The following is a 23,757-nucleotide window of genomic DNA, read 5'->3' as shown; positions in this document are numbered from 1 at the left end:
TATCAATTGACAATGTACAATTGACAATTAACGATTAATGAATCGGTGTTCTAGAAGGAAAAGGATTGAATGGAAAAATGCAAAGGTTTTATCTTTTTCCCCATAAAAAAGGGGAAGCTTTAAACCTTGAATGGATCAATTGTCAATTGTCAATTATCAATTAGTAATAGATAAAACCCAATCTCGGAAAAGAGGGTTTATTTGATCAGGTGCTTCATCATGGGGACAATGACCAGCATTGATAAAATATTCTGTTAATTGCGGATAATATTCATGGAACTTTTGGGAACGTTCCCGCGCTTTCATCCAGGGATCAGCTTCACCCCATAACAATAATAAAGAACAAGTTAATTGCTTGAGTAAAACATCAACCTTTTCCCCTTGGGGAGTGCTAAAAACAGAGACGAAAACATCTAAAGCACCTGGATCAAAAGCTGGACGTTGAATTTCTGCAACTAATTGATCAGTAATTGCAGTTTTATCTAAATAAACCTTTTCCAAAGTACGACGAATTACCCAACGTTGACGCACATATTGAAATAATAAAGCTTGAAATAACTTTTGTTTAAAAGTCCATTTGACAGTGTTACCAATTAATTTCTGTACAGGATTTTGTGCAGGTTGCATTTGTACTTGTTCCCCTTCCGTTTGCGAAAATGGACCCGCACTATTAAGTAATACTACCCCCGCTACCAGATCAGGATATTTTGCACCTACACATAAACAAGCATAACCACCAAGAGAATTACCCGCTACAACTGTTTTTTCACCAATAACTTCACTAATAAAATCTCCCAGTTGTTCACGCCATAAATCCCCACTATACTGTAATTTCGGTTTTGCTGAACGTCCAAACCCTAAAAGATCAATAGCAAATACTTGAAAATCCGCACAAAGTCCGGTAAGATTTTTACGCCAGTGATCAGTAGAAGCACCAAATCCATGTACTAAAAGCAAAGAGGGGCGCTGGGGTTGTTTTTCTCCCGCTTGTACATAGTATACATTGTGTCCTCGCCATTGCCAGTATTTTCCAGAAATTGCATTTGTAGAGGGTGCTATATTTGTCTGCATTATCTAAATTAAAGTTAAGTGTTTTTTGATGTATGTATTTTCATTTTACTGTATAAAATAAAAATTTCTACAGTTTTTACGTATTATAATATATAATACTAATTATTCATCACATCTGTTTTCATCAACTTATCCCAAAAGCGAAAATAAAGACCATAATTGCAATTAAACTTGTGATGATGCAAGGTGTGATGGGTAGGTGTAATCCAATATTGATTCCAAAAACCCAGCATCCAGGAACTTGGGTAAACCTCATAACCTGTGTGATTAATCACGCCAAATAATGTCATCAATATCAATAACAAAACTACCATACTAATGTGAATGGGAATGATCAAAAGCAAAATGGGAATAATAATTGCTTGAATTATGCTCTCAAATGGATCAAAGCAAAAGGAAGTCCAGGGTGTTGGGTTAATAGATTCATGATGAACCTTATGAAACCGCCGATACATTTTAGGTTTATGTAACCAGAAATGTGTCCAATAAAAATAAGTATCGTGCAAAAACAAATATATAAACAAGCTTAAAGGTAAATATAACCACCCATATTCTAGAGGATCAAAATAAACTTTGGTATGTCCCGTTTCTATTATTTTCATCGTCAAAGCAACTAGAGGTGAAAAAATAAGACAGGATAAAATTGACCATTTAATTTCAGTGGAGATTTTGTTCTTACGTCTATTGATATCTTGAAGACGACGATTTTCCCAAGACTTTGGTCTGCGAATCCACAGCAACCAATATAGTAAAAAAGATACAATCAGGTATCGCAGGGAAAGAGAAAAAAATATGACTAAAGTCAAAATAGTAAATTCCGTAATTATAGGTAGCATGGTGTTAAATTGTATAAATTTGTTTATGTGTTTTGTTTTTTGATTTATTTCGTAATCATTCAATAAAATTGTATGCACTTGTATAATATATCAGGTATGATAATTTACAGTTAATTTTTTCATTATTAAATATAAATAAACATAATTATATATATTTTTATATAACTAAACAATAAACGAATGAAGCTCACAGCAATACGGTTCGGTTAACGAGATTTACGTATTGTAAATATTAGATATCCCCCATTATATCCCTGAAAAAAGGGGAAACAAACGGATTTTTAGGCATTCTTTGAAAGAGAGGTTGGGGGGATGAAAACCTTAACGGAAAAGTATTGAGGTGAATTTTTGATCAGAGTCACCCATCTGGTTAATTTTAAATTGATATTTGTCGTGTAAACCGAACCAGAAATATTCGCATAAACCGAAAATATTTATAATCGAAAATATCGGTTCGGTAATCATCATTTAATAAGTGATAAAAACCGAATTTACATTATTTTTGAACCTCACTAAGATAATAATCAAAGAGTTGATAAAAACAACTCAAACGAAGAAACAACCAACAATATAGAGGTAAAAGTATATGACAGTTATTCGTTACAATCCCTGGAAAGAAATCGACACCTTAGAACGTCGCGTTAATCTTTTAGTAGAAGGATTTATACCTAATACTTTGAAAGAGTTAACTAATGTTCCGAAAATTCCTGCTGCGGAAATAATTGAAACTGATGATGCAGTAATTCTCAAGTTAGAAGTTCCTGGTATGGAAGCTAAAGACTTAGATATTCAAGTTACAGAAGATTCAGTTTCTATTAGCGGTGAACGGAAGTTTCAACACAAAGAAGAAGATCAAGCTAAAACCAGAAGTGAATTTTATTATGGTCAATTTCAGCGTGTGATTCCTCTACCTGTACCTATTCAAAATACCAAAGTTACCGCCGATTATAAAAATGGTATTTTGCATCTGAATTTACCCAAATTGGTAAAAGAAAAGAATAAAGTTGTGAAAATAAACTTGGGTGAAAATTAAGATTTAGGTAAGTATTCAGTAGGGGTTTAGCACTGCTAAACCCGTACAAGAGTCAAAATATTTTAGGACTTGACTTACGCAAGATTGAACTCAAAACCTGATTCTTGGGTAGGGGTAATTCATGAATTACCCTTACTTTTGTATTGACTATTTCATCATCAGTGATCAAGTGGAAGTGTGAAGTGTCGTTTGGGTTGATGTATTAATTTAATCTCATTTAATCTCATTTCATCTCATTTAATATCTGGCATTTAGCCTGGTTGTTTAATGCAACTGGGTTATTTTTTTGGGTAAGTTACCAAAAACAAGTATAATTGCAATAGGTTTTTTAAAAAACATGATGTTTATGAATAACCAAGATCAGAAACAAGAAAATAATTATTGTCAGCAAATAACCGGAAAATCTAAACTTTTGGGAGTTATTGGCCATCCTGTAGAACATTCCCTTTCACCAGTGATGCACAATGCAGCTTTGAGTAAATTAGGATTAGATTATGTTTATTTACCTTTTCCTATTGCACCAGAAAATTTAGAAATTGCGATCGCCGGTTTTGCAGCTATTGGTGTTGTCGGTTTTAGTGTAACAATTCCCCATAAACAGGCAATAATACCTTTATTATCAGAAATTTCCCCCATTGCTCAAGCTATAGGTGCAGTGAATACCGTCACTCGTCAAGGTGACATTTGGGTAGGAACAAATACCGATGTAGAAGGGTTTATCGCACCTTTACAAACCACCTATCATCAAGATTGGAGTCAGAAAACCGCAGTAATTTTAGGAAATGGTGGCGCTGCAAGGGCGGTTGTTGCCGGTTGTATTCAACTAGGTTTCTCAGCAATTCATGTAGTAGGAAGGAATATATATAAATTAAAAGCATTTAATGAAAGTTGGCAAAATTCACCCTTTGCAGATAATTTTCAAGTTCATACTTGGGAAGAATTACCAAACTTAATTCCCCAAGCTAATTTGTTAGTAAATACTACTCCCATCGGGATGTATCCTCATGTTAATCAATCTCCTTTAAGTGCAGAGGAAATGGTTAAACTACCTTCAGGTGCAATTGCTTATGATTTAATTTACATCCCCAAACCAACCAAATTTTTACAACTAGCAGAAAAACAAGGTGCAATTGCCATTGATGGTTTAGAAATGCTAGTTCAACAAGGTGCAGCAGCATTAAAAATCTGGTTACAAAATGAAGAAATTCCTGTAACCGAAATGCGTCAAGCATTGCAAAATTATTTGGGTTTTTAGGGATGGGTAATTGGTAATTCAATTTTGGATTTTGGATTTTGGATTTTGGATTTTGGATTGTTTTTGTCAATTACAATCTAAAATCTAAAATTTTCTTCCCCAGTCACCAATCACCAATTATGAATTATTACGGATTCCTCATATACCTTTCTTCTCCTTGGGAATTGTAGAGAAATAGAGGGAGGTTGGCATTTTCACTGATGACTCCTAAAGCCTGTTGTAAAGTTTGGAAGTGATTCTGCATATCCGCACCAGCAGTTAGCAGTTTGCGATCATACTCTGGAGTTAACCGGACAACAATACGCATTTGTGGTTTTTCTTCAATTGTGAAAGTGCAGAACCGGATGACATTAAAGCAGGTTTTTCCTAAATCAACGCGACTTTGTGCCAAGTTACCAAAGAGTTGCTGTTTTTCCAGTGTCTGTCCTAAACCAGTAGAATAGGTTTGAATGAGTGACTGTGCTGGATTATAGATGGAACTATCTTGAGAAACCTGTTTAGCCGTCTGTATAGCTTGTTGCCAAGATGCTATTGCTTGTGTCCATTGATTTTTCGCCTCGAATGCTTTAGCTTGATTTGCAAAGTTGGTAGCTTGTTGAAAAGTGGAGGCTGCTGCTATTTCTCTGGTAGCGCGGTTGCGTGCCAGTATGAGTTTTGGTTGATATTCCACTAACAGTTTTTTGGCTTCCTCATGTGCTGTGCTGGTGGCGGGGATACTTTTCAAATCATTAATTACTTGTTGCCAAGCAAATTGTACTCTTTGCCAATCATTACCGGATTTAGCAGTAGCTTGACGCTGGTTAGCTGAATCAGCCACAGTTTTGGCTGTGGTAAGTTTTTTCTGCCATAATTCTTCATTCTGTAACTTCTGATTAATCGCTTTTAAATTGCTTTGATATTTGGGTAATTTTGCCTGCACCAAACTATATAGTTCATGACTAGGTTTAATAGCTTCCAGTGGTGTAATTGCTTGTCTCCATAAAGTTTGTCTGCTGCGGAGTTCATCTAAGCTAGTTGCGGGAGTTTGAATTTTTTGCTCTGCGGCGGATGCGGCTTGTAAAGCTTTGATTACTAAGTTAATTTTTGTTGATTGGTTAGAAAAACTGGCAGCCAGTTCCTGCGCTTGCTGATAACGTGGAGACCATTGGGGAATTACTTTGAGATCAGAAATAACTTTATCCAGTTGCTGTTGTAATGCTATTAGTTCTTGTGTAGATTTAGCTGTATGGATTGATTGCTGAGAGTTGCTTTTTAACTGCTCGGCTGTTTGTAATTCTTTGCATTCACCAATCACACAAGCACGATTCAGAAAAAAAGCACCGCCTCCACAAATGACAGTCACTCCCAAGACTCCTCCTAAGAGGATGGGTAAAGGTGGGAGTGGTAATGATATCGGCTGTCTTTTGCGTTTTGGTAAGCTTTCTGTCCCTGCAAATAGGTCAAATTTTTCTTCTTCGGCTAATTCATTGTCACTCTCATTGAACAATGAGCTATTTGAGCTCAATGTAGCATCCGAGTTAAATGATGTCTCTGATCTTAGTATGGTATCTGAATTTAATGAATTATCTGAGCCAAATGAAAGATCGGAACTCAAGGTAGAATCAGAAATATTTTCTTCGATTCGGGAACTCAGTGGATAATCGGAGATATAGTTCTCTGTTAGTGAAGCAAATGGATGATCCGCGATATGATCATCTTTTAGTAAACTAAATGAACTATCCGATATATGAACATCGGTTACAGGAGATGAGAGATCAGGAATTTCCAGTGGGGGAAAAATTAGCGGGTTCTTAGCAGCACCTTTATTAAAGCCATTGTTTGTTTCCAAGGATGGAATTTGCTGGTTTTTCTGTATTTCTTTAGCCTTAATGGTGATTGATTGTTTAGCATAGGGTAGTTTTTCTCCTGAAACCCTGACATAAAATTGCATCCTTTGATCGTGGTATTGAGATTGCCACTGGAGCGATTCCTCAAGGATAGCAAAGATTTTTTGGCTATCAACTGCTATACCTGGAGGGTGCTGAGTTAAAATCATCAGTTCGTCTTTCTGGACAGCGCATCTCACCTGGAGAACTGGGACTGATGGAAGTTCTACCAGTAGTTTTTCCTGTAAAATACTGGTTAAATGCTGGATATCTTCTTTTGGGAATTTATCTTTCATAATGTCTACTGCTAATGTTGTATATAGTTTTATAGTTTTTATGATCTTGGAGTAGATGAAATAAAGTTCTGGTCTTTGTCACATTCAGAATAGATGGTTTTACTAACTGTTTGACAAAACTCAATCATATACTGATGTTTTAATATACAAGTATTTGATTTTGCTCAAGGCTGAACCTTGGTTTCCTGTCCCAGAGAACTAGTTTGTCACACAAAGTTGCATCTGTAACCAGAAAGCGAGGAAGCAGCAATGGTTTAGGATTTTGCTTTTTTATACTACTAGATCATAAATTAGACAATACAAATGCGAGTATAAATTATCCAGGAAAAAATATATAAGAAGAGCCAAGTAATTTTTTAGACTGGCAAGTTGACCAAGGAGGATCAAAAGGTCTAATCAACCAAATAGCAGCGGTTGGGGTTTGAGAATTGAATATGACTTAATTCGATAAAATTGATTATTGCCAAATCAATTTTCTAGCCAACCGAAGCGTGATTATATAAATAAAGTGCTGTGCAAACAATGGGACAGCAATAAAAATTAGCTTTGAAATTGTTAATACAAGGTGTGTACCAATGGATTTATTGGAGTACCAAGTTAAAGAATGGTTTGATAAGATGGGCATTCCTGTCTTACCATCTCAACGAATTGACCATCCTACAGATTTAAAACGGTTAAAAATTAGCTATCCGATTGTACTCAAATCGCAAGTACACGCAGATGAACGGGCTAAAGCTGGTGGAGTCAGAATTGTGGAAACCACCATTGATGCGATCGCAGCTGCCCAAAATATCTTTAATTTACCAATTTGGGGAGAATTGCCAGAGGTTTTACTGGCAGAAACTAAGTATAATGCCAAAGATGAATTTTATCTGGCTGTAGTTTTAGATACAGCTATCTGTCGTCCTGTGCTTTTAGGTTGCAAAGAACCAGATATTGATTGGGAATCTCCAGGGGAGAAAATGCAATATGTGGTGGTAGAACAGGAATTTTCGCCATTTTATGCCAGAAGACTGGGTTTGAAAATGGGCTTACAGGGTGCGCTGATGCAGTCGGTAAGTGATATTGTAGAAAAAATGTATAAGTTATTTGTGCAGAAGGACTTAGATTTAGTAGAGATAAATCCTCTAGCTGTTAGTGTTTCTGGGCAAGTTATGGCACTCAATGGTAAAGTTACAGTCAACGAACGCGCGATTAACCGACATCCAGAAATAGCCAAAATGGCGGCAAAAATGATTGGCCGTCATAAAAATAGCAAGATCAACAGTATCTTGGGTGATTGGGATGGGTTGGAAATGCAAGGCAAAATCGGTATATTAGGCAATGGTACTGGTTCGTTGTTGACAACCTTGGATGCAGTTTTTAATGCAGGTGGTAAACCTGGTGTGTCTTTAAATTTACGACATTCTTTTTTGACTGATACTGAACCGACGACATTTTGCGATCGCCTGGAAACAGGTTTAAAAATGTTAGCTGCTGATAAAAGCATTCAAGTGATTCTGATTAACTTTTTGGGTTCTATTCCTCAAGTTTCCCAAATGCCAGAAATCATTGGTCATTTTATGCAACTAGATCCAAAAGAACTGACATCTTATATAGCCAAAGGTAGTAAATATAAACCCAGAAATTTACCGCGCTTGGTTGTCCGTCTTGCTGGTTCTGATTTTAATGACGCTAAGAAATATTTAGCTCAACTCAAGACTGAAACTGAGACGCTGATAGTAGTGGAAAATTTAGACGAGGCCGTAAAACAAGCAGTACGTTTGGCTAAGTTACCAGCTTACAAAAGGTAGTGATTGGTGACTGGTGATTGGTGATTGGTGATTGGGGAAGAAGAGGCAGGGGAGCAGGGAGCAGGGAGCAGGGAGAAAAGAGTTATTTAATTTTGAATGCATGACTTTTGAATGCATGACTTTTGACTTGATTTTGCCCAATGCCCAATGCCCAATGCCCAATGACTAATGACTAATGACTAATAACTAATAACTAATAACTAATAACTAATAACTAAATTTTATGAACTTAAAACCAGACAGTAAAGTTTTAATTCAGGGTTTTTGTGAATTTATATCAGCAACTCATATTGCTCAAATGAAGGTTTATGGCACTAATTTAGTAGCTGGTGTTGATCCTGGATGTGGTGGACAGAAAATCTATGGTTTGCCAGTGTTTGATTTAGTAGAAGAAGCTATCTCACAATTTGGGCAAATTGATACGACAATTATTTGTGTCCATCCTTATCAAGTTTTGGATGCAGCTTTAGAAGCGATCGCCTCTAACATTAGACAGATAATTATTATTTCTGCTGGTGTACCACCTTTAGATATGGTGAAATTACTCCGCACTACAGAAAGTCATGAAATTTTGCTAGTAGGTCCTAACAGTCCGGGAATTATTGTTCCTGGTAAAATTCTCTTAGGCACTCAACCTAGTGAATTTTATACCCCTGGATCTGTGGGAATTGTTAGCCGTAGTAGTACCCTGACTTATGAGGTAGCCTGGGAATTAACCAAAGCTGGTTTAGGTCAGTCGATTAGTGTCAGTATTGGTAGTGATGCTATTGTCGGTTCTTCCTTTTCTCAATGGTTGCAAATTCTCGATGAAGATGAAACCACAGAAGCAATAGTTTTAGTCGGCCAACCAGGGGGAGAAAGTGAGGAAACTGCTGCTAGATATATTACTGAAGCTATTGATAAACCCGTTATTGCTTATATTGCAGGTAGACACGCACCACCAAACAAATATTGGCATCAAACAGGAAATATAGCAACCGTTGTGAAACGTGATCCTAATTTTGGCACAACACAAAATAAATTAGCAGCTTTCCAAACTGCACAAGTTCCTATAGCTGAATCTCCTGCACAAATTCCCCAGTTGTTGAAGAAGGTAATACATAATTGAAAGTAGAAGAAGCGAATTAGGTTGAGGTCAGCAATGAAAATCACAAATGATTTAGCATCTCTTTATGAGATTGAATATGATCAATGGTTAGAACAAACGATTACAGTTTTAAAACAAAACCAATGGGAAAAATTAGACAAGGATCATTTAATTGAGGAATTGGAAGAATTGAGTCGGCGAGAAAAGAAAACATTAGAAAGATTCCTTGAACAAATTATCAGACATTTACTACTGCTGCAATATTGGCATACTGAATATGATTATAATGCTAATCATTGGCAAGCAGAAATTTTGAGTTTTAGGACTCAACTCAATGAAGATTTAACCAAAAACTTACACAATCATTTACAGGAAAATCAATTCATAATTTATGAAAAAGCACTCAAATATGTGAGACAAAAAACAGGTTATAACATTTCCTTTCCAGAAAAATGTCCTTACACCCTCCCACAATTACTAGATATTAACTGGTTGCCAGAAAATAATTAAATGATCAGATCCCCTACATTGTTGACGCGAAACCTAAATCAAAATGTGGTTTATTTACCTGAAAATAGCTGTAAAAATAAAACTCTTGTGGGGTGAGCATCCTGCCCGCCCTGGTGTACCTCATCCAGATGAAATATGGTGTAACTAATATCTTGCTAATAAATCAGGTAAATAATCATAACCGTCTACACCAATAACAGAAATTATCTTAGGGCGGTTTTGTTGCAATAAAACTTGAAATTTATCTTCTCCCAATTGTCTTTTGATTGTGGTTAATAAACCTGCGGGTTGTTGCCATTCTTGGGATGAAATTTGCTCTAATAGATACATTCCCAAACAACCTGTATAAATGGCTTTTTCAAAGTTGAGAAGGTTATAATAAGCTTCTGATAAATAAGCTAAAGTTCGACCTTGAATATATAAATCACCAGAAACTTGCGCTGTTCTAAAACCCTGTTCTAAATATTTGATTGCTTCTTGATATTGAGAAGTGACTAAATAGGCAATTCCCAAACTACTAAAACATAAAGATTGAGTTTGAACATCACCAATTTTTTCGGCTAATTTTAAACCTTGTTCTAAATAATTAATTGCTGATTCATAAACTTCTGGTTCAGTGTTTTCTAATTGCTGTGCTTGCATGACTTCGCTGTAACCTAAGTTTACGAGGGCGTTAGTTTCTCCGGTTTTGTCTCCTGTTTGTCTACTTAATATTAATGCTCTTTGACTATTATTTATTGCTTCAGCATAATTTTTTTCTTGGACATAGGTACGACTGAGGTGGTTAAGATTAGCAATTTCGCAAGCTGTGTCTTGAGCATTTCTGGCAATTTCTAAAGCTTGTTGATGGAAATTTATGGAGCGCGGATAATTGCCTAAAGCTCGTTGAGAATAACCCAATAATGTTAAGATTCTGGCTTTTTCTTGTGTTCCTTCCGCATAACGCAATGGTTCATCTAAATAATCCAGTGCATCCCGTAAATAACTACCAGAAAAGGAAGCGAAAATCCCACCATAGAGGGGAAAATAGGGACGTTGGGCAAAGGTTCGCAAAATTTGTAACATTATTTGTGAAGCGCCATTACTATATATTATTGATTGATTTTGCCAACCGTTTGCTAGTTGACTCCAAATGACGGCAAAGGTTAAAAATGTGGAAATGGATAATTTGGGACCTGCTTGAATATCATAAGCTTGTTGATCAAACCAACTAACTAAACCTCGTTGTAGGAATTGTAAAACTATTGTTAATTCTACCCAATCACTGAGGGTAAGGTTTTGTTGTTTTTGGGTAAATTCTATTGGAGATTGTTCTATTGCTAAAGTCTGAAAAAATGATTGCGGTATTTCGCTTTTGACTAATTTCGCCCAACTTGCCCAAGGTCCTTTTTCACCAGGTACACCACCAAAACCGAGAGAGGTTTTTTGTTCATACATCCAACTGAGGAGGTTTTCTTGGATGCGTTGCCAAGGGGCGATCGCCTGAGTTATACCTGTGGATATCTGTGTTAAATCTGAGTTTGCTGCACCAAATTGTTGTAAGGATTTGGCTAGTTGTTGTATTTGCGATAAATTTAAGGGATATTTCTGATTGGGATCGGTGTAGCGCAGGAATACGGCTAAACGCTCCTCATTACTAGCAAGGGTAATTTCCCGTACTGCTGAAGCTATGATTTCGGTGGCTTTGTTTTGTTCTTGCCAGCGTTGCCATTGTGTTTGGATGGTTTTGATTGCTCTTAGACTGCGGGTGGCTTTGGCTTTTTTGAGTTCGTCTGTTTCGTTGTCTACCTGGGTTTGGATGGTATTCAAGCGATCGCTAAAAGCTAACTCAAAAACTTCCCCCGTACCGGAAGCAATGCCTTGGAGTAATATTTGATATATTTGTTCTACGGAGCTAATTTTGCCTTTCAGGGTGGTTTCGACTATTTGATCAATTAAAGCCAGGTAGCGATCGCGCAAAGGTAAAGATTCAGACACTTTAGCAAATAGATAACATGACAACAATTCCAATTTTATCTAATTTTATAAGAAAATCGAGTGAGCCAAAACCACGCTCGATAAAATATCAGAGCTTGCTTGACATTGATACTTTATCGTGCTAAAGAACAGTGGATGTAGGCGAACGGTTCGCTCCTTTAGGGGCAGTTAGGCTGATTTAATGTTCTAGCATATCGTTCAATTAACTCACTAACACTGATTTTTTCTGTTTTAGCTTGCCTAGCTAGAATCTCCCAAGCTGTATCAGTTAAGTTAATGCCTCTTTGCTTCTTAATCTCATCATAAAGAACTGGTGTATTCTTGATTCTCTTTTTCCCCTTTCCTGTTGACATATCTAAAATATATAAGTAAACTGCATTTAGTATAGCAGAGCAAATGGAGGTGATTAAGTAGTGCTGGTGTTAGAGTACAAAGCCAAATGCAATCAAAGCCAAAAACAAGCTATTAACGAGGCAATCAGGACAACTCAGTTTGTCAGGAATAAAGCTATTCGCTTCTGGATGGATTCACCCAAAGAAGCCAAAGTTAACAAAATTGCATTAAATAATTACTCAACAGCACTACGAAAAGAATTTAGTTTTGTAGAAGAATTAAATTCAATGGCTTGTCAGTCTGCAACCGAAAGAGCATGGCAAGCAATTCAGAGATTTTACGACAACTGTAAACAGAAAGTTGTAGGTAAAAAGGGATATCCTGGGTTTCAAAAAGATAACCGTTCAGTTGAATATAAAACTTCTGGATGGTCATTACACCCAACAAAAAGACGTATCACCTTTACTGACAAAAAAGGTATTGGTGATCGCTGACATATATCACACCAATAACATCCAAATGATAGAAGTTGAACATCTGAGTAAAATATATGGTTCTACCGCAGCGATAGCCGATGTCACCTTTAACGTAGAACCAGGAGAAATCTTAGGTTTCTTAGGTCCCAACGGTGCAGGTAAAACCACAACCATGCGGATTTTAGCCGGTTATCTTCCAGCTACCAAAGGAACAGCCAAAATAGCCGGGTATGATGTCCATGAAAATTCTTTAGCAGTGCGGCAAAAAATCGGCTATTTACCGGAAACACCGCCCTTATACCCCGAAATGACAGTTGAGGGGTTTTTGCACTTTGTAGCTCGAATTAAAGGCGTATCCGCAGGCGATCGCCCCCAAAAAGTACAAGCTGCTATGAAACGCTGCAACCTCACAGAAAAGCGTAAAGTCATTATTCGCAAGCTTTCCAAAGGTTTTCGCCAAAGAGTGGGAATAGCGCAAGCAATAGTCCATGATCCTCCAGCCATTATCCTCGATGAACCCACCGTAGGACTAGACCCCCGGCAAATTATCGACGTGCGAAACTTGATCAAAAGTCTAGCCGGTACACACACCATCATCATCTCTACCCATATTCTCCCAGAAGTCAGCATGACCTGTAGCCGCGTAGCCATCATCAACCGTGGTAAAGTCGTAGCTACCAACACCCCAGAAAATTTAATGACACAGTTAACTGGAGGTTCGGGTTATGAGTTAGAAATTTCTGGAGAAGTTACCCTAGCAAAACAGGTATTACAAAATGTAAAGGACGTGATTTTGGTAGAATCAATGCCGATAAGTCATGATCATCGTCCCCTACTGCGTGTTATATCTCAACCAGGCACAGAACCAGGAAAAGATATTGCAGCCGCATTAATTCGGGGAGGATTTGATTTATATGAAATGCGACGGGTTAGTGCTAGTTTAGAAGATGTATTTTTACAACTAACAACCGAAGAGAAAAATGTACTTCTCCCAGCAAAAGAAATACCAGAAACTACACTAGAAAACACACCAGAAACAGAAGGAGAAAACGCATAAAATGGGTATCGTCATCGCTAATATAATTGCCATTTATCGCCGAGAATTACAAAGTTATTTTGTATCACCCTTGGCTTATGGTATAGCTGGTATCTTCTGGTTTATTTCTGGGTTATTTTTGGTGATGATTTTAATAGGACCAGGGGGAATTTTGCCCACAGTTGCGGCTTATGATGTCCAAGGGCAACAATTAGGAGTACCCGTTCCCCCCATAGATGTACCCTATGAATTTATCCGGGCATTTTTAGATAGAATCAGTTGGTTATTATTGTTTATTTTACCCATACTTTCAATGGGACTTTATGCCGAAGAACGCAAACGCGGAACATTAGAATTATTAGCCACATCACCAGTTACTAACTGGGCTGTAGCCGTAGGTAAATTATTAGGAGTTTTAACATTTTTCATCACAATGGTATTACCATTACTCGGATTTGAAGTCATAGCCATTAGCGATTCAAATCCTCCCATGTCTCCAGTTATTCCTATTCTTGGTCATGTAGGATTGATATTATTAGCAGCAGCAATTTTATCATTAGGAATGTTCATTTCCTCCTTAACAGACAGCACACTTTTATCAGCCGTTCTCACCTTTGTTGTGGTCATTTTACTATTATTAATAGATTCCATATCTAAAGCTATACCAGGTCTACTGGGAGAAAGTTTAGCTCATCTATCCCTACTCAAACATTACAACACATTAATTCAAGGAATTTTTGATAGTAGCGCCTTCATTTTATTTATTAGTTACATTATCTTAGGCATTTTTCTCACCGCCCAATCAATAGATGCACTGCGTTTTCAACGGCAATAGTTAGGAGGTGACAGGTGACAGTAAAGAAGTTTGTACCAATCACCAATCACCAATCACCAATCACCAATCACCAATCACCAATAATGAAAAAAATACCTAAAAAAAATTTCCCTAATCTACTATTTTTATGTGGCCCATTTTTATTAGCCCTTGGTTTAACAGTCGGGGTAATATTAGATAAATGGGATATATTACCTCTAGTATTTATCATCGCAGGTCTTTTGATTTGCATTGGTTGGGTATTTTTCCAAGCCCAAAAAAATCAATTTTGGAACCAACGTTCTACCGTATCTACAACTAACGCCTTAGTGGCAACTTTGGCAGTATTAACAATATTAGGATTAATCAATTTTTTAGGTACACGGTATCAGTTAAGATTAGATTTAACAGAAACTCAATTATTTACCCTCGCACCCCAATCTAAAGAATTATTGCGGACTTTACCTAAACCTGCGAAACTCTGGTTATTTACCAGAGAACAAAATCTGCAAGATGAACAATTACTAGAAAATTATCGTCGTCAAACTCCTAAGTTTAACTTTGAATATATAGACCCCCAAACCAGACCAGGACTAGCAGAAAAATTTGGTGTGAAAGATTTTGGCGAAGTTTATCTAGAATTTGATAATAAGCGCCAATTAGTACAAACTGTCAATGAATATGAACGTCTATCAGAAGTAAGATTAACTAGCCGTTTACAACAAATTACTAGCAACAATACCGCTAAAGTTTACTTTCTGCAAGGTCACGGTGAACTAGAATTTACAGATGCTAAAAATGCTATTTCTCAAGCTATTCAAGGATTAGCAGACAAAAATTTTACAGCTTTACCTCTGAGTTTAACAGAACAAACTACAGTCCCTGAAGATGCTGCTGTTGTTGTCGTCGCTGGTCCAAAACGAGAGTTATTAGCAGGTGAAGTTACAGCTTTACAAGATTATCTCAATCGTGGCGGTAATTTAATGTTAATGGTTGACCCTAATACTGACCCAAAAATTGATGACTTATTGCAAGATTGGGGTGTAAAATTAGATAATCGTTTAGCGGTTGATGTTTCTGGAACAACTTTAGGACTAGGTCCTGCTGCACCTGCTGTTACAGAGTATGGACAACATCCCATCACTAAAGATTTTGGTAATGGTATTTCTTTCTATCCCCTTGCACGTCCTATATTAATTGAACCAACTCCTAATGTTCAATCTACTCCTTTACTCAGAACTAAATCATATCCTAATAGTTGGGCAGAAAGTGACCAGCAAAACGAAAATTTAGAGTTTAATGAAGGTCAAGATTTAAAAGGTCCTTTAACTTTAGGTGTAGCATTAACTAGAACTTTATCATCCCCATCTCCTACATCTACTGCTTCCCCATCTCCTACATCTACCGCTTCCCCATCTCCCACACCTACCCTATCTCCTACAGTTTCCCCAACTGAGGAAAATTCTCAAAATCAAAGCAAAGAATCTCGCTTAGTAGTGTTTGGAAACTCAGATTTTGCTAGAGATGGTTTATTTCAGCAACAATTAAATGGAGATGTATTTCTCAACTCAGTCACTTGGTTAAGTCAACAAGATCAACAACCTCTTTCAATTCGTCCCAAAGAACAAACAAATCGCCGTATCACTATGTCAACTGCAAAAGCCAATTTATTAAGTATTTCTTCTTTGTTGCTTTTACCTTTCATTGGTTTAGCTACCGGCGCTATTATTTGGTGGAAAAGAAGATAATTGATAATTGATAATTGATAATTATGAATTTATCTACCTGTTTCACCTACTTCCTCTTCTCTGTGACCTGTCACCTGTCACCTATTTCCAAATGAAACGAACAACTTTAACTTTAGTAATTTTAGCGTTGGGTTTAAGTGGTTTTGTCTATTTTGATGAAATTAGACGGAAAAATCAACCACAACAATTTGCACAAAGTCACCTCAATAAAATAAATCAGGGAAATCGGCAAAATCAGCAAAATCAAACCACTCAACAGCAGATTTTCTCATTTAATGTTGAGGATGTTCTATCTATAGATATTAAAACGAAGGACTACACTTTAAATTTAGAAAAAAGTCAGAAACTAGAAGCGCCAAAGTGGTCAATTAAATTACCAAAATCTCCCAAACCAGAACCTGCAAAAGAGGCTATAGTTTCTTATTTAACGGATTTATTGGTTAAAGGTAAAAGTGAAAGTAGTGTATCAATTTCACCTAATCAATTGAGTGAATTTGGTTTAGATAAACCTCAAGCTACTATTGATATTAAACTGAAAAATCAAAAAACCCATCAAGTAATTTTAGGGAAACCTAATTTTAACAACTCTTTCTTATACGCCCAAGTTGATCCTGTGATTGACAATAATGGAAATACTCAGGTTTTATTAGTTTCTAAAGATTTCGCTAATGCTGTCAATCGGGAATTATCAGAATGGCAAGAAATATCTCAAGCATCTGCTAACAAAGCTAATGAAAAAAACAGTGAAAAATCTGGTAAACAACCCAGTGAAGAACCTGATCAAAAAACTCAACAAAATACTAAAAATACTAAATTAGAACTTGCACCAATACCTATATATCCTAATCCCGCCCATACTAAATAATTAATAATTAATATTAATTACTCTTACCCATTACCAATCACCAATCACCAATTACCGAAAATGAACCCAACAGCAACTTTACTGATTTCTTGCCCTGATCAAAAAGGATTAGTCGCAAAATTTGCTAATTTTATTTATGCTAATGGTGGTAATATTATTGATGCTGATCAACATACAGATTTTGAAGCTGGTTTATTTCTCACTCGTATAGAATGGCTGTTGGATGGTTTTAATTTACCCAGGGATTTAATTGGTGCTGCTTTTAATGCGATCGCCCAACCTTTAGGCGCTAAATGGGAATTACATTTTTCTGATACTGTTCCCCGCATTGCTATTTGGGTAAGTCGTCAAGATCATTGTTTATTAGATTTAATTTGGCGACAAAAAGCTAAAGAATTTAATGCAGATATACCTTTAATTATTAGTAATCATCCCAATTTACAGGAAGTTGCAGTACAATTTGGTATTGATTATCATCACCTTCCAATTACTAAAGAGAATAAACAAGAACAGGAAATAAAGCAATTAGAATTATTGCGTCAATATAATATTGATTTGGTAGTTTTGGCTAAATATATGCAGATAATAACTGATAATTTTATTCAGCAATTCCCGCAAATAATTAATATTCATCACTCATTTTTACCTGCATTTATTGGCGCGAATCCTTATCATCGAGCTTTTGAAAGAGGTGTAAAAATTATTGGTGCAACTGCCCATTATGCAACTGTTGATTTAGATTGTGGTCCAATTATTGAACAGGATGTAGTTAGGGTAAGTCACCGGGATAATGTAGATGATTTGATTAGAAAAGGTAAAGATTTAGAGAGAATTGTTTTAGCTAGGGGAGTGCGATCGCATTTACAAAATCGCGTTTTAGTCTATGGTAATAAAACCGTAGTTTTTGAATAAATAACAGAGTTTTACTCCTGACTCCTGTACGGGCGTTTGCGAAGCGTGCTGGAAAGATTAGCATTCGGGCGATAAATTATCAATTTTTATCACATTTTATCACAGGTTATTTTCCGAATGAATGCTTCGCCCCTACGACTCCTGCAATATCGTTAACAGTCAAAATACAGACTTTCATGAAATACTAGTTTCAATTCTTATTGTTAACGACAAATGAAACAGCTAAAGTCACGTTCTCAAGATTTACGCAGCTTATTTGAGAACAGTATTACCATAGAATATGTAGCCGAACCTCTCAAAGCCGTCAAAGCTGATGCAGATATAAGAGAAATTATAAATTGGATGGAGTTGCAGGATTTTGATGTCGTCGGAGTGGAAACAGAAGGTAGTATTACAGGTTATGTAGAACGTTCTACTTTAAGAGAAAATTTACGAGAAAACCAATCGGGAAAATGCAGCAACTATCAACAAGTGTTTCATCCTCAGGAACTCATTGCTATGTCTACACCCTTGATGAAGTTGTTGCCAATTCTGCAACAAAAATCCAGATTATTTGTATTAGACTGTAATAATGTTAGTGGCATTATTACTTGTGGTGATTTGCAGAAAGCACCAGTCAGAATGTTCCTGTTTGGGTTGGTAACGCTGCTAGAAATGAATTTGTTACGACTGGTGCGGCTATATTATCCCCAAGATTCATGGCAAAAAGTTCTTAAACCTGACCGCTTAGAAGCTGCTCAAAAATTATGGCGTGAAAGTCAAGAAAGAAATGAAGCCACAGATTTATTAGATTATCTGCAATTTTGCGACAAGCGGGAATTGGTATTAAATCAACCTGAATTGTTTAATAAATTGGGGTTAAATTCAAAACGATCTGGTGAACGCTTTCTCAAATCTGCTGAACATTTGCGGAACCGTTTAGCACACGCTCAAAATCTAGTCAGTGGTTCTTCTTGGCAAGATTTGATTTCTTTGGCTGAAGGTTTGGAACGTTTATTAATCCATTGTGAAGAAATTGAATATTAACGTATCCAGGAAATAGCAAATACTTTCTGATGTCAGTATACTTAAAGGAAAGCACTAATGAAAAATTAAGAATTTATACAGTTAATATGTCTAAACAATTACCACCATCAAATGATTTAACAAAATTGCCTACAGAAGCCGAAAGAGAAGAACAATTGATGCAAGATGTCCTGCTTTTGCTGGAAAATCTGGTTTACAGAGAGGAAGCAACCGTTAAGCTGATTTTGAATTGTCTTTATGATGCAGGGTCAACTAATTTGATCAACCAAAAGTTTCAGTCTCAAAATATCAAGAGAACCCTGAAATGGATTTCCAAAATGTCTAAACCTGCATTCAGAATGATTGCTTGGCAATGGTTTAAAAAGAATTTCCCTAAATTGATCACAGATTGGTTGCGAAGCCAAATTGAGTTTAAAAAAATTGAAACCCCAAAAGTAGAGATAGTAGTAGAAGATCAAGGGACTAACTTAAATTCTCGTGATCAAGCTCAAGATCAGATGTATGAAGTTAAACAGCTTCGCTCTCAAGTGAAATTGTTAACTGGTATTTTACTGGTGGTGGTGACTGTGTTAACTGGCAGCTTTGTTTGGGCTGGTTATTTACTAGAGCGATCGCATTTACAAGTAGTAGAAGAATTACAAACTCAGGTAAAAACTCTTGAGGCTAGTGTGAATAAGCATTAACTTGATACTTACTGTTGACATCTGTCAATTAATGTCAATGCTTACTCCAGTCAAATGTGTTTTGGTTTGAAGCAATAGTTCTGCGCTAGGCTGTTCTCCCTCTTGCAAGATTCAGCATTTTTTGTTCAACTATATCAGGTAACTGCTCCCAGGACAGGTCTCCTGTTATCTGTCACAACTTTTGACCTGCATAAATTGAGCGCACCTCACCATTACGGCGGATAATTGCCTCACCATTACTTACGTCTACTAGCGTCCAACCAGTAGCACCAATATTTTCTCCCAGGTTAATCCGGCGAGTCACACCATCAATTTTGAACAAAGCCGCAGATTTGCTACCTAACTCTAACAATCCTTCCAACTCGGCTGAATGGGCAGGTAAATACACCTGTTGGGTAGTTGTGGGTGTAGTTGTGGGTGTAGTTGGTAATGTTTCTGGTTTTGGTAATGATGCAGTTGCGATCGCCGCAGGTAGTTTTGGTGGTGCTGTAGCTGGTAGCTTAGAAGCATCTGCCCGCTTCACAGTTGTCGGTGAATTTTTTGCTGGCAGGGGCTTGGTTGCTTGTTGCACATTACTAAGGGAATCTTTGACAACCTCAGGTGGTGATACCTGCGCTGACATTGGGGAAACTTCTGGTAATGGGCGTATAGTTGGAGGTGCTTGATAAACAGGAACATGAACATATATTCTCTCTACCACATTTGTCACTCGACTGGGAGCAGGTGGGGCATTGTTAGCCGCCACTGGTAGGGGTAAAGTGCCAATAGGTTGGTTACTGGGCAAAGGTAAAGAGTTTGTTTGGCTGGGATTAACATCACGTAACCCAGATTTAGCAGGTATTTGATCATTACTAGAGCCTTGCTGGTCTATCACTGCCAAAGCCTGCAACATATAATTAACTAACTCACCATGAGGATCTGGTTGTACAGGTACTGGTGATTTTACCTGATCTGTTGGTGGTATATATGGAGTAAATTGGGCAGTGATATTGGTGAATAATGTCGGCTGTGCTAGGTAGACTGAACCAACCATTGCCACACTTAAGGTTAAGCCTAACACGAGCAGGTTGCCTAATCCACCGCTGTGCTTTTGATTCCTTTTCCTAATTGCAGTGACAGAGGGAGGATTTAAAACCAGTGTACTTGGTTGCGGCTTTTGGATGGGCGCGATCGCTTTGGTTGCTCGGTTTACTGTCTGTGTCAAAACAACTTCTTGCATCTTCACCGCTACTGTTTGCTTATGTGGCACATATTCTATCCTTATGGTTTTGGCAGGGTGTTTTCTACCACAATCTAGTATGTTGTCGATATCGGTGAAGAGTTCATCTATCAAGCCTTCAGCGTAAGTCTCTATCGACGGGGCTTCACTGGGGAGTAAGTCCTCTAGTGCTTCAGAAATCATTAGATGTGTGCTGGCTTCTGTTATCATAGACATTTTCTTTGTGGCTGCTAGAAAGGGAAAGGAAACCCAATTATGTCCGGGAAATCACTTTCTTTAAATTACACCACTAACCTTAATTTGGCAGTAATTTGGCAGTGGTATTAAATTTTACTGTGATTTAGAAATGATTCAGAATTTTACTTCAAAAATCTATGTAGTCCATCATACTGATCCCCCACCCTATAATATACCCATCCTTAATGAATTTTTGTATTTGCTAATAAGGAAAACTCATTCTGCTCCTTGTTTTTACGGATTTCTAAATAAATTAACAGCGCATTGATATCCGCAGGATTAACACCACCAATTCTTGCTGCTTGCCCAATAGTCAAGGGTCTTACTTTCGCCAGCTTTTCTCTGGCTTCTTTGGAAAGGGTATCAATTGCTGCATAATCTAAATCGGCTGGCAATGTTCGATTGGCTTGACGAGCTATTTGCTCAATTTGGTTTTGCTGTCTGGCTAAATATCCAGAATACTTGATATCTATTTCCGCCCCTTCTTTTTCCGCTTGGTTAAGACTGGTGTTACTTAGTGCGTATCTTTCTAAATCTACATAGTGTATTCCCGGACGACGTAACAAGTCAGCTAGGGTGATTGAACCTTTGATTGCTTGTTGAGTACTTTTAGCGATCGCACGTCCCACTTCTTCATGTTCTTTAATTCTCGTCGAATGCAGTCTTTCTTTTTCCGCTACTATTTGTTCTTGTTTGCGTGTAAATAAATCCCACCGTCTGTCATCAATTAAACCAATTTCCCTTCCTAACGGTGTCATCCGTTGATCGGCATTATCAGAACGTAGCAATAAACGATACTCTGATCTACTCGTAAGCATACGGTAAGGTTCACGCAAATCCTTGGTACACAGGTCATCAACTAAAGTCCCAATGTAACTTTGCTCACGGGGAAAAATAATCATTTCCTGACCCCGGACAAACCGCGCCGCATTTACACCCGCTACTAAACCTTGTGCAGCAGCTTCTTCATAACCGGTTGTACCGTTAATTTGTCCTGCACAAAACAACCCTTCAACTTTCTTTGTCATCAAGGTAGGATAACACTGGGTTGCTGGTAAATAATCGTACTCTACCGCATAGGCTGGACGCAACATAAAGCAGTTTTCCAAACCCGGAAGACTCCGCAGCATCAGCAATTGTAGATTTTCTGGTAAACCAGTGGAAAAACCTTGAATGTATAATTCTGGTATATCTCGTCCTTCTGGTTCAATGAAGATTTGATGACTTTCTTTATCGGCAAAGCGGACTATCTTATCTTCAATACTCGGACAATAACGCGGACCTTTGGCATCTACCCAACCACCATAAACCGGAGATAGGTGCAAGTTATCTTGTATTAATCTGTGTGTTTCTTTAGTAGTTCTTGTCATGTGACAGGGAATTTGTTCCCGTTCTACCCACGCTTGGGGGTCAAAACTAAACCAGCGAACTTCCTCATCTCCTGGTTGCAGTTCCATTTTACTGTAATCAACAGACCGCTTATCTACCCTTGCAGGTGTACCGGTTTTTAATCTTCCAGTTTCAAAACCCAAGCGGTTGAGAGTTTCTGTTAAACCTACGGCCGCAAACTCACCCGCGCGGCCAGCTTCCATAGATTTATTACCGACCCAAATTCTCCCACCTAAAAACGTACCAGTGGTTAAAATGACGGCTTTACATTCAAAAGCGACACCAAAATAAGTCTCAACGCCTATAATTTCATCATTTTTTCCTAAGACTAAATCTGTCACCATGCCTTCACGAATTGTCAAATTTTCTTGATTTTCGACAATTCCTTTCATAACTGCTGCATATTCGCGCTTATCGGTTTGCGCCCGTAATGCCCAAACTGCTGGACCTCTGGAAGAGTTGAGGATACGTTTTTGTAAATAAGTGCGATCGGCCATTTTCCCAATTTCCCCACCTAAAGCGTCTACTTCATGGGTAAGTTGGGACTTAGCAGGTCCACCGACTGCGGGGTTACAAGGTTGCCAAGCGATTTTATCCAGGTTAAGGGTTAATAGGAGAGTGCGACAACCGAGGCGAGCAGTAGCTAAAGCAGCTTCACAACCGGAGTGACCTGCACCCACTACAATCACATCATAAGCGTCTTGGAATTCTACGGTATTGGGCATGGTCATAAGTAGTTAGGAATTAAAAGTTAAAAGTTAAAAAAGTTAGTTACTGTGGGTATTTTAGCGTATATTTTGGTTAATTGTCAGAATCAGGATTTCCAGGATTTAAGGATTTACAGGATGTTGAATATTACTGATTGATTACAAAGGATTTCTCTCCATAAAATTTTTGATTTTTCTATTCAAGTTTCTTTCGGCTTCACGCTTCATTATTAGTGCTTCATATTTAGCATCTTGAATCAATTTATCATTTTCCTCTTTATGTTTTGATTGTCTGAAAGCTTTATAACGTGCTTTCTGTTCAGATGCCCTTCTCTGATTTTCAAAAAATGTGAATTCAAGATTAAATTTATCTCTACATATAGTTTCAATTTTTTCTGTCAGAATCGTATATATTGCTATAAACAAGAAAGGTGATAAACACATAACAATTAAAAATATAAGTAGACATATCCGAAAAAGAATCAAATTATGGTATAACAGGATAAAATCGTGTACCTACCCTGAGATTATGAGCAACATAGTTGAGTACATTCATAACAATCCTGAAGAATCACAACGGTTATTAGGG

Annotated in this window: 20 protein-coding genes and 1 pseudogene; 13 read left to right on the top strand and 8 right to left on the bottom strand. The window is 37.3% G+C overall.

Annotated features, from left to right (window positions below; all coding sequences use genetic code 11):
• Positions 1-156: 156 nt before the first annotated feature.
• Both IQ237_RS18375 and IQ237_RS18370 read right to left on the bottom strand, forming a co-directional pair.
• On the bottom strand, positions 157-1,071 hold the full coding sequence (locus tag IQ237_RS18375) for an alpha/beta fold hydrolase (protein WP_194057720.1): 915 nt from the start codon (positions 1,069-1,071) through the stop codon (positions 157-159).
• A 98-nt stretch (positions 1,072-1,169) separates the two neighbouring features.
• Positions 1,170-1,907, bottom strand: a complete 738-nt coding sequence (locus IQ237_RS18370) for a sterol desaturase family protein (RefSeq protein ID WP_194057718.1) — start codon at positions 1,905-1,907, stop codon at positions 1,170-1,172.
• Between the two features lie 586 nt (positions 1,908-2,493).
• Here IQ237_RS18370 and IQ237_RS18365 point away from each other — a divergent pair.
• Complete coding sequence (locus IQ237_RS18365) at positions 2,494-2,940, top strand: Hsp20/alpha crystallin family protein (RefSeq protein WP_194057716.1); 447 nt, start codon at positions 2,494-2,496, stop codon at positions 2,938-2,940.
• Between the two features lie 346 nt (positions 2,941-3,286).
• Positions 3,287-4,195: a shikimate dehydrogenase gene (locus IQ237_RS18360; RefSeq protein WP_194057714.1), complete on the top strand. Its 909-nt coding sequence runs from the start codon at positions 3,287-3,289 to the stop codon at positions 4,193-4,195.
• Positions 4,196-4,322: 127 nt separating this feature from the next.
• On the opposite strand, the gene IQ237_RS18355 is transcribed toward IQ237_RS18360, so the two are convergent.
• On the bottom strand, positions 4,323-6,356 hold the full coding sequence (locus IQ237_RS18355; protein ID WP_194057712.1) for a hypothetical protein: 2,034 nt from the start codon (positions 6,354-6,356) through the stop codon (positions 4,323-4,325).
• Positions 6,357-6,931: 575 nt separating this feature from the next.
• Between IQ237_RS18355 and IQ237_RS18350 the strand changes: the two genes are divergently transcribed.
• The 3 genes from IQ237_RS18350 to IQ237_RS18340 all read left to right on the top strand — a co-directional run bounded on the left by IQ237_RS18350 (position 6,932) and on the right by IQ237_RS18340 (position 9,746).
• Complete coding sequence (locus IQ237_RS18350; RefSeq protein ID WP_194057710.1) at positions 6,932-8,149, top strand: succinate--CoA ligase subunit beta; 1,218 nt, start codon at positions 6,932-6,934, stop codon at positions 8,147-8,149.
• Positions 8,150-8,372: 223 nt separating this feature from the next.
• Positions 8,373-9,257 carry a CoA-binding protein gene (locus tag IQ237_RS18345; RefSeq protein WP_194057708.1) on the top strand — a complete coding sequence of 295 codons (885 nt, stop codon included), beginning with the start codon at positions 8,373-8,375 and terminating at the stop codon, positions 9,255-9,257.
• A 33-nt stretch (positions 9,258-9,290) separates the two neighbouring features.
• Positions 9,291-9,746: a DUF29 domain-containing protein gene (locus IQ237_RS18340; RefSeq protein WP_194057706.1), complete on the top strand. Its 456-nt coding sequence runs from the start codon at positions 9,291-9,293 to the stop codon at positions 9,744-9,746.
• A 144-nt stretch (positions 9,747-9,890) separates the two neighbouring features.
• On the opposite strand, the gene IQ237_RS18335 is transcribed toward IQ237_RS18340, so the two are convergent.
• Together IQ237_RS18335 and IQ237_RS18330 are read right to left on the bottom strand one after the other, a co-directional pair.
• The gene (locus IQ237_RS18335) at positions 9,891-11,723 is read right to left on the bottom strand and encodes a tetratricopeptide repeat protein (RefSeq protein ID WP_194057704.1); all 1,833 of its coding nucleotides are present in this window, start codon (positions 11,721-11,723) and stop codon (positions 9,891-9,893) included.
• A gap of 158 nt (positions 11,724-11,881) precedes the next feature.
• On the bottom strand, positions 11,882-12,076 hold the full coding sequence (locus IQ237_RS18330) for a hypothetical protein (protein ID WP_194057702.1): 195 nt from the start codon (positions 12,074-12,076) through the stop codon (positions 11,882-11,884).
• Between the two features lie 60 nt (positions 12,077-12,136).
• On the opposite strand from IQ237_RS18330, the pseudogene IQ237_RS18325 reads away from it, so the two are divergent.
• From IQ237_RS18325 to IQ237_RS18290, 8 genes and pseudogenes are all read left to right on the top strand, one after another.
• Positions 12,137-12,544: pseudogene (locus IQ237_RS18325) on the top strand (RNA-guided endonuclease TnpB family protein); the annotation flags it as partial.
• Between the two features lie 31 nt (positions 12,545-12,575).
• Positions 12,576-13,589 (top strand): ABC transporter ATP-binding protein, encoded by a 1,014-nt coding sequence (locus IQ237_RS18320; protein ID WP_194057700.1) that lies wholly within the window; start codon positions 12,576-12,578, stop codon positions 13,587-13,589.
• Position 13,590: 1 nt separating this feature from the next.
• Entirely contained in the window at positions 13,591-14,403 is an 813-nt protein-coding gene (locus IQ237_RS18315; protein WP_194057698.1) for an ABC transporter permease, read from the top strand.
• 83 nt (positions 14,404-14,486) lie between these two features.
• Positions 14,487-16,130: a Gldg family protein gene (locus tag IQ237_RS18310; protein WP_194057696.1), complete on the top strand. Its 1,644-nt coding sequence runs from the start codon at positions 14,487-14,489 to the stop codon at positions 16,128-16,130.
• 91 nt (positions 16,131-16,221) lie between these two features.
• Positions 16,222-16,995, top strand: a complete 774-nt coding sequence (locus IQ237_RS18305; RefSeq protein ID WP_194057694.1) for a DUF4340 domain-containing protein — start codon at positions 16,222-16,224, stop codon at positions 16,993-16,995.
• 60 nt (positions 16,996-17,055) lie between these two features.
• A complete protein-coding gene (gene purU / locus IQ237_RS18300; RefSeq protein ID WP_194057692.1) occupies positions 17,056-17,907 on the top strand; it encodes a formyltetrahydrofolate deformylase in 852 nt (283 codons plus the stop codon).
• A gap of 213 nt (positions 17,908-18,120) precedes the next feature.
• On the top strand, positions 18,121-18,933 hold the full coding sequence (locus IQ237_RS18295) for a hypothetical protein (protein ID WP_194057690.1): 813 nt from the start codon (positions 18,121-18,123) through the stop codon (positions 18,931-18,933).
• A 29-nt stretch (positions 18,934-18,962) separates the two neighbouring features.
• Positions 18,963-19,616 (top strand): hypothetical protein, encoded by a 654-nt coding sequence (locus IQ237_RS18290; protein WP_228020462.1) that lies wholly within the window; start codon positions 18,963-18,965, stop codon positions 19,614-19,616.
• A gap of 172 nt (positions 19,617-19,788) precedes the next feature.
• Here IQ237_RS18290 and IQ237_RS18285 read toward each other — a convergent pair whose 3' ends face one another.
• The 3 genes from IQ237_RS18285 to IQ237_RS18275 form a co-directional block, all read right to left on the bottom strand.
• Complete coding sequence (locus tag IQ237_RS18285) at positions 19,789-21,051, bottom strand: hypothetical protein (RefSeq protein WP_228020461.1); 1,263 nt, start codon at positions 21,049-21,051, stop codon at positions 19,789-19,791.
• Positions 21,052-21,254: 203 nt separating this feature from the next.
• Entirely contained in the window at positions 21,255-23,192 is a 1,938-nt protein-coding gene (mnmG, locus tag IQ237_RS18280) for a tRNA uridine-5-carboxymethylaminomethyl(34) synthesis enzyme MnmG (RefSeq protein ID WP_194057688.1), read from the bottom strand.
• Between the two features lie 135 nt (positions 23,193-23,327).
• Entirely contained in the window at positions 23,328-23,612 is a 285-nt protein-coding gene (locus tag IQ237_RS18275; protein WP_194057686.1) for a hypothetical protein, read from the bottom strand.
• Positions 23,613-23,757 lie beyond the last annotated feature (145 nt).

This window comes from Sphaerospermopsis sp. LEGE 08334, assembly GCF_015207205.1.
Lineage (GTDB): Bacteria > Cyanobacteriota > Cyanobacteriia > Cyanobacteriales > Nostocaceae > Sphaerospermopsis.
This window is presented reverse-complemented; position numbering and strand designations above follow the sequence as displayed.

What these genes read in the sequence shown, in the direction of transcription:
- IQ237_RS18375 (WP_194057720.1), bottom strand. Translation starts at nt 1,071, where the DNA reads ATGCAGACAAATATAGCACCCTCTACAAATGCAATTTCTGGAAAATAC.
- IQ237_RS18370 (WP_194057718.1), bottom strand. Translation starts at nt 1,907, where the DNA reads ATGCTACCTATAATTACGGAATTTACTATTTTGACTTTAGTCATATTT.
- IQ237_RS18365 (WP_194057716.1), top strand. Translation starts at nt 2,494, where the DNA reads ATGACAGTTATTCGTTACAATCCCTGGAAAGAAATCGACACCTTAGAA.
- IQ237_RS18360 (WP_194057714.1), top strand. Translation starts at nt 3,287, where the DNA reads ATGAATAACCAAGATCAGAAACAAGAAAATAATTATTGTCAGCAAATA.
- IQ237_RS18355 (WP_194057712.1), bottom strand. Translation starts at nt 6,356, where the DNA reads ATGAAAGATAAATTCCCAAAAGAAGATATCCAGCATTTAACCAGTATT.
- IQ237_RS18350 (WP_194057710.1), top strand. Translation starts at nt 6,932, where the DNA reads ATGGATTTATTGGAGTACCAAGTTAAAGAATGGTTTGATAAGATGGGC.
- IQ237_RS18345 (WP_194057708.1), top strand. Translation starts at nt 8,373, where the DNA reads ATGAACTTAAAACCAGACAGTAAAGTTTTAATTCAGGGTTTTTGTGAA.
- IQ237_RS18340 (WP_194057706.1), top strand. Translation starts at nt 9,291, where the DNA reads ATGAAAATCACAAATGATTTAGCATCTCTTTATGAGATTGAATATGAT.
- IQ237_RS18330 (WP_194057702.1), bottom strand. Translation starts at nt 12,076, where the DNA reads ATGTCAACAGGAAAGGGGAAAAAGAGAATCAAGAATACACCAGTTCTT.
- IQ237_RS18320 (WP_194057700.1), top strand. Translation starts at nt 12,576, where the DNA reads ATGATAGAAGTTGAACATCTGAGTAAAATATATGGTTCTACCGCAGCG.
- IQ237_RS18315 (WP_194057698.1), top strand. Translation starts at nt 13,591, where the DNA reads ATGGGTATCGTCATCGCTAATATAATTGCCATTTATCGCCGAGAATTA.
- IQ237_RS18310 (WP_194057696.1), top strand. Translation starts at nt 14,487, where the DNA reads ATGAAAAAAATACCTAAAAAAAATTTCCCTAATCTACTATTTTTATGT.
- IQ237_RS18305 (WP_194057694.1), top strand. Translation starts at nt 16,222, where the DNA reads ATGAAACGAACAACTTTAACTTTAGTAATTTTAGCGTTGGGTTTAAGT.
- purU (WP_194057692.1), top strand. Translation starts at nt 17,056, where the DNA reads ATGAACCCAACAGCAACTTTACTGATTTCTTGCCCTGATCAAAAAGGA.
- IQ237_RS18295 (WP_194057690.1), top strand. Translation starts at nt 18,121, where the DNA reads ATGAAACAGCTAAAGTCACGTTCTCAAGATTTACGCAGCTTATTTGAG.
- IQ237_RS18290 (WP_228020462.1), top strand. Translation starts at nt 18,963, where the DNA reads ATGTCAGTATACTTAAAGGAAAGCACTAATGAAAAATTAAGAATTTAT.
- IQ237_RS18285 (WP_228020461.1), bottom strand. Translation starts at nt 21,051, where the DNA reads ATGTCTATGATAACAGAAGCCAGCACACATCTAATGATTTCTGAAGCA.
- mnmG (WP_194057688.1), bottom strand. Translation starts at nt 23,192, where the DNA reads ATGACCATGCCCAATACCGTAGAATTCCAAGACGCTTATGATGTGATT.
- IQ237_RS18275 (WP_194057686.1), bottom strand. Translation starts at nt 23,612, where the DNA reads ATGTGTTTATCACCTTTCTTGTTTATAGCAATATATACGATTCTGACA.